This is a genomic window from Rhodosalinus sp. (assembly GCF_041685465.1).
Classification (GTDB): Bacteria; Pseudomonadota; Alphaproteobacteria; order Rhodobacterales; family Rhodobacteraceae; genus Rhodosalinus.
Window position 1 is genome coordinate 1 of record NZ_JAWLFS010000203.1, and the last position, 5,506, is coordinate 5,506.

At 69.9% G+C, this 5,506-nt stretch carries 6 protein-coding genes; all 6 read left to right on the plus strand.

The window, feature by feature from the left end; genetic code table 11:
- Positions 1–127: 127 nt before the first annotated feature.
- On the plus strand, positions 128–1,369 hold the full coding sequence (locus ACESL7_RS12345; protein WP_372893618.1) for an ABC transporter substrate-binding protein: 1,242 nt from the start codon (positions 128–130) through the stop codon (positions 1,367–1,369).
- A 72-nt stretch (positions 1,370–1,441) separates the two neighbouring features.
- Entirely contained in the window at positions 1,442–2,167 is a 726-nt protein-coding gene (locus ACESL7_RS12350) for an ABC transporter ATP-binding protein (RefSeq protein ID WP_372893619.1), read from the plus strand.
- The gene (locus tag ACESL7_RS12355; RefSeq protein ID WP_372893620.1) at positions 2,164–2,862 is read left to right on the plus strand and encodes an ABC transporter ATP-binding protein; all 699 of its coding nucleotides are present in this window, start codon (positions 2,164–2,166) and stop codon (positions 2,860–2,862) included. The genes ACESL7_RS12350 and ACESL7_RS12355 overlap by 4 nt, the downstream gene beginning before the upstream one ends.
- Positions 2,862–3,788: a branched-chain amino acid ABC transporter permease gene (locus ACESL7_RS12360; RefSeq protein WP_372893621.1), complete on the plus strand. Its 927-nt coding sequence runs from the start codon at positions 2,862–2,864 to the stop codon at positions 3,786–3,788. Before ACESL7_RS12355 ends, ACESL7_RS12360 begins: the two co-directional genes overlap by 1 nt.
- Complete coding sequence (locus tag ACESL7_RS12365; RefSeq protein WP_372893622.1) at positions 3,785–5,314, plus strand: branched-chain amino acid ABC transporter permease; 1,530 nt, start codon at positions 3,785–3,787, stop codon at positions 5,312–5,314. Before ACESL7_RS12360 ends, ACESL7_RS12365 begins: the two co-directional genes overlap by 4 nt.
- A gap of 7 nt (positions 5,315–5,321) precedes the next feature.
- On the plus strand, positions 5,322–5,506 hold a 185-nt coding region (locus tag ACESL7_RS12370; protein ID WP_372893623.1), incomplete at its 3' end, for a hypothetical protein.

The following is a 5,506-nucleotide window of genomic DNA, read 5'->3' on the forward strand; positions in this document are numbered from 1 at the left end:
GCGGCTGACGCCTGCCATGGAGCCCCCACCGCACCGGGGGATGCATTTGCATCATAGGCAGCCGCGGCGAAACATGCTCCCGTAAGTCCAAGAGCCCCGACAACGAGGGCCAACAGGGAGTAAGACCATGATTCCGAGACTGGCCGGCTGCACGGTCGCGGCGGCGCTTGCGCTGTCGACGGCTTCCTGGGCGCAGGACATCCGCATCGGCATCCCGACCGCGCAGTCGAGCGCGGCCGGCGTGGCCGACCATCAGGACTGGCTCAACGGCGCCATGATGGCGATCGAGGAGATCAACGCCGCGGGCGGCGTCGACGGGCGGATGCTTGCGGCGGAGGTCGTGGACATCGACCTGCTCTCGCCCGAAGGCACCGTCGGCGCCTTCCAGGCGCTCGACGCGCGCGAGGTGCACGCGATCGCCTCGGCCTTCGTGCTGATCCCGCAGCCCGCGATGGATGCTGCGGCCGCCTCCGGCGTTCCCTACATGCACGGCAACACGCAGATCTCCTCGACCCGGCTGGTGGAGGAGAACCCCGAACGCTACCGCAACATCTTCATGATCGACCCGGACGAGACCTTCTACGGTTCGGGCTTCATCCAGTATCTGGACCGCCTCGTGGAGACGGGGCAGTGGGAACCCGCCAACAACCGCGTGCACATCGTGCAGGAGCAGATCGCCTACACGCAGGTGATCAGCGAGGCGGCGCAGCGTGCCATCGCGGACTCCGGTGGCACCTGGGAATTGGCAAGGGTGACCGACATCCAGTTTCCGGTGCAGGACTGGACCCCCGTCATCAACGCGCTGAAGGCGGAAGGGGCCGGCGTCATCTTCGTCAGCCACTGGGTCGCGGCCGAGCTCGCCGCCTTCGCGCAGCAATTCGCCTTCGACCCGACGCCCGACAGCCTCGTCTACCTGCAGTACGGGCCGAGCCAGCCTGAATTCCTGGATCTCGCGCGCGGCGCGGGCGAGGACATGATCTGGGGAACGGTGCTCGGAACGCCGCGCACGGAGGAGGGCCGCGCCTTCCGAGAGGCTTACATGGCCGAGCACGGCGACAACATGGGCGAGGTCTACACCGCGTCCGCCTACGACACGGTCATGATGCTGGCCGAGGTCTGGAAATCCACGCCGCCCGAAGAGTTCGACGCCGTTGGCGACGCCATCCGCGCGCTCCGCTACGAGGGGATCTCGGGCACCTACACCTTCGACCGGCCGCAGCAACGCCCGCTCAGCTACCCGTGGGAGACGGACGAACTCTCCGAAGGGATGCCGCATCTGGTCTATCAGGTGCAGGACAACACCCACACGATCATCCTGCCCGAGTCGCTGGCGGAGTCGAGCTACCAGACGCCGCACTGGGCAGAGTGATCGCCGTCCGAGCCGAAAAGGCGGCGCATCCGTGGGCGCGCCGCTCTCCCTCCCCTGCCCGGAAAGCATGCCATGACCTCCGCTTCCGCCATATTCGCCTGCAGCGGCGTGGCGCTGAGCCTCGGCGGCCGGCAGATCCTGCGCGAGGTGGATCTGCACGTGGCCCGCGGCGAGGTGCTGGGCCTGATCGGGCCGAACGGCGCCGGCAAGACGAGCCTGTTCGAGGTTCTCTCCGGCCGCTATCGGCCCGAGGCGGGACGTGTCGTGATGGACGGCGAGGACATCACGGGCACCGACATCGTCCGCCGCGCGCGGCTGGGCCTCGCCCGCACCTACCAGAGCCCTGTCGTGCCCGCCGCGCTCACCGTGGCCGAAACCTTCCGCGCCGCGCGCCTGTCGCACCGGCCCTTCCAGTCGCGTCACCGCGCGGAATGGGCCGCACGGCTCGTCAATCTGACCGTGCCCTGGACCCGGCCGGCCGGCAGCCTCGACACCTTCGACCGGCGCAAGCTCCTGCTCGCCTGCCTGCTGATGCGGCGGCCCAAGGTCCTGCTGATGGACGAGCCTGCATCGGGGCTCATCAATACCGAGATCGACGAGCTGGACCTCATGCTGCGGATGCTGGTGGACGAATACCACCTCGGCGTCGTGGTGATCGAGCACCGGCTCGAGCTGCTGGAGGCGCTGGCCGACCGCGTCACGGTGCTCAACCTGGGCGAGGTGATCGCCGAGGGCGCGCCGGGGACCGTCTTCGAGGACCCCGCCGTGCGAGCGGCCTATTTCGAGGGCGCGGCGTGAGCGCGCTTCTGGACATCCGCGATCTCTCGGCAGGCTACGGCTCGCTCCGCGTGCTGCACGAGATCAACATGACCGTGGCGCGCGGCGAACGGCTCGCCATCGTCGGGCTGAACGGGCACGGCAAGACGACGCTCTTCCGGGCGATCACGCATCTGGTCGGCTGGCAGCGCGGCTCGATCCGGCTCGACGGGGTCGAGATCGGCGGCGCGCGCTCGCTCGGCGAGGGGCGGCGCACGCCGGGGATCGTGCGGCTCGGCGTGGCGATGACGCCGCAGGGCGACGCGATCTTTCCCGGTCTCACCGTGCGCCAGCACCTCGACTGCGGGGCGTGGTCGCGCCGCGCCTGGCGCGAGCGCGCGCGGCGCCGCGAGTTGATCTTCGAGCTCTTCCCGCCCCTGCGGAAGCTGGAGACCACGACCGTCGGCACGCTGTCGGGCGGCGAGCGGCGGATGGTCAGCGTGGGCCGCGCGCTGATGACGGAGGCGCGGCTCTACCTCGTCGACGAGCCGAGCCTCGGGCTTGCCCCCTCGATCAGCCAGCGCGTCGTCGCCGCCCTGCGCGAGATCGACGTGGCCGACGGCGCGATGATCGTGGCCGAGCAGAACGTGAGCCTCCTCGACGGCGAGGTGGACCGCATGATCGGAATGCACGCCGGGCGCCTGCGCGGCGACGTCGGCCACGTGGAGCTCGGCTGATGGACGCGACGCTGATCGTCTACGCGCTGAACCTGTCCGCGATCTACGCGCTGCTCGCGATGGGGATCTCGCTCGTGTGGTCCTCGATCGGGATGCTCAACATGGCGCATGGCGCGACCTTCGCGGTCTCGGGCTACGGCGCGCTGGTGCTGGGCGAGCTCGCACTGCCGGCGGTGGACGCGCTGTTCGGGGGCTGGACGATCCTGCCGCTTCTGCGCATGGCGGTGCTGCTCGCCTCGGGGGTGGGCGTCGGCGCGCTCTTCGGCGGGGTGATCTACCTGATCGCCTTCCTGCCGATCCACGACAAGGCGAATTTCCCGGTCCGCGGGCTGATCGTGACGCTGGCGATCAACCTCGCCACGGTGCAGGCGCTGCTGTGGTGGTTCGGACCGCGCCAGCAGGCGCTGCCCAACGTCTTCGGGTTCGGGCGGCTTGAGCTCCTGGGCGTGCCGGTGCGCTACGATCAGGCGGTGACGATCGGGGCGACGGCGCTCCTGCTTGCCGCGGTGCTCGGCTGGCTGCGGCTGAGCCGCAAGGGGCTCGAGATCCGCGCCATGATGCAGAACCCGGAAGGCGCGGCGCTCTCCGGGATCTCGGTGCGGCGCACGGCACTACCGGTCATGGCGGTGACCGGCGCCATGGCCGGCGCGGCGGCGGTGCTGCTGTCGCAGACCGTCTTCGTGAGCCCGGACGCCGGCGCGATGCCGCTCATCAAGGGCATGATCATCGCCCTTCTGGGCGGCCTCGGCTCGGTGCCCGGCGCGGCGATCGCCGCGCTGCTGATCGGCGTGCTGGAAGCCGCGACCGGGGCCATTCCCTTCCTCGGGCAGCGCATGGTGCTGCTCGTGCAGTTCGGCTTCATCATCGCCGTGCTCGTGGTGCGCCCGCGCGGCATCGGCGGCCTGCTCGACGAGACGCGCAAATGAGCGACCCGATCGCGCCAGTCCTTCACCGCGTCGGCAACCGGCGCCACGAATACGTCCTCGCGCCCGAAGGCGCGCGCGACTGGCGGCGCGGCCGCGTGCCGGGCCTGCGCCGACACTGGCTCAAGTGGCGCGGCCGCTACAACCCGCGCACGCTCGAACGCGAGCGCCGCCTGGACGACAAGCGCCCGCTGTGGTGGGTGATCGGGCTGGGCGCGCTGGCCGTGGCCGCGCCCCTCCTGCCCGATCAGCTCCTGCAGGTGGCGGTGGTCTTCTGCGTCTTCGCCGCGATCAACGTGATCTGGACGCTGATCATCGGCGCGGCGGGAATCCTCTCGCTGGCCACCATGGCGGTGGTGGGGCTGGCCGCCTACGCCGCGGCCGCCGCCAACGTCTTTCTCGGTGTGCCATGGCCGGCGATGTTCCCGATCGGGATCGCGGTGGGCCTCCTCGCCGGCGGCCTCCTCGCGTTGCCATCGACCCGGATCGACGGGCTCTATTACGCGCTTCTGACGATCGGCGTGGCCGAGATCTGCCGCGTCTCGATCAGCCAGATCCGGGCGCTCGCGCCCACCAACGGCTCGATCAACAACGTCGGCAGCTTCATCCCGCAGGAGTGGTATCTGCAGCGGCCCGGCCTGCTGCTCGGCTTCGCCTCGGCCTTTCTGATGCTGCTGGCCGCACTGCTGCTGTTCCGCGTGATCAACTCAGAACGTCTCGGCCTGCAACTCCAGGCCGCGCGCGAGGACGAGGAGTTCTCGGAGGCGGTCGGCATCGACTACCGGCGCGCGCGGCTGCACGTCTTCCTGATCTCCTCGGCCGCTCTCGGCTTCGTCGGCGCCTACTACGCGATGCTCTACCAGTCGATTTCGCTCAACGTTTTCTCGCTGAACCAGCTTCTGCTGATGTTCGCGATGATCGTGATCGGCGGCATCGGCCGGGCCGAGGGGGCCGTGATCGGCACCGCGATCGTGGTGGTCATCGACCGCGCGCTGATCGATCTCGGCCCGCTGCGGATCATCCTGATCGCCGCCGTGGTGATCGCGGTAACGCTGACCACGCATCGTGGCCTCGCCGACGCACGCGCGCAGTTCCGCGGCTGGCGCGACCGCATCCGGAGCGAGCGCCGCGCCGCCCGCACCCGCAAGGGAGGAGAGTTCATGCCCGAGGAAGCGACCGGGATCGCCGACAAGCAGCGCATCGCCTACCGCCGCTTCGACGCGCGGCTGCGCGCGCGGCTCAAGGCGCTGATCACGCCCGAGCTGATCGAGGAGCACCGCCGCGCGCCGCTGGGGCCGCATTCCGACGGTCTGGCGCGGGTGCTCAACTATTTCCGCCGCGGCGAGATGCCGGACAAATACGCCATCCTGCAGGACGGCCCGCCGGAGGCGTGGCGCTACACGGTCATGGCCCTTTCCGGTGTGCCGGGCCATCCGCCGCGCGTCGTGGACGACCGGGTCTATTCCACGCGGGACGAAGCGTATCACGCCGTCTTCCTGCTGCGCGTCAACGATCTTCTGGAAAGCTGAGGGCGCGATGGCCAAGCACCGACTTTACGGATACTGCGCGCCGTGGTCCGTCCGTCCGGGCGACGAGATGCGCTTCATGATCTCTGCCGAGGGCGTGACCGAGGCGCAGGCGACCCTCGTCCGCCTCCTGCACGGCGACGAGAACCCGGAGGGGCCGGGCTTCGTCGAAGAGGAGGTGCCCGGCGCCGTCCC

Excerpts from the sequence above, each read along its gene's own strand:
- ACESL7_RS12365 (WP_372893622.1), top strand. The coding sequence starts at position 3,785 with ATGAGCGACCCGATCGCGCCAGTCCTTCACCGCGTCGGCAACCGGCGC.
- ACESL7_RS12350 (WP_372893619.1), top strand. The coding sequence starts at position 1,442 with ATGACCTCCGCTTCCGCCATATTCGCCTGCAGCGGCGTGGCGCTGAGC.
- ACESL7_RS12345 (WP_372893618.1), top strand. The coding sequence starts at position 128 with ATGATTCCGAGACTGGCCGGCTGCACGGTCGCGGCGGCGCTTGCGCTG.
- ACESL7_RS12360 (WP_372893621.1), top strand. The coding sequence starts at position 2,862 with ATGGACGCGACGCTGATCGTCTACGCGCTGAACCTGTCCGCGATCTAC.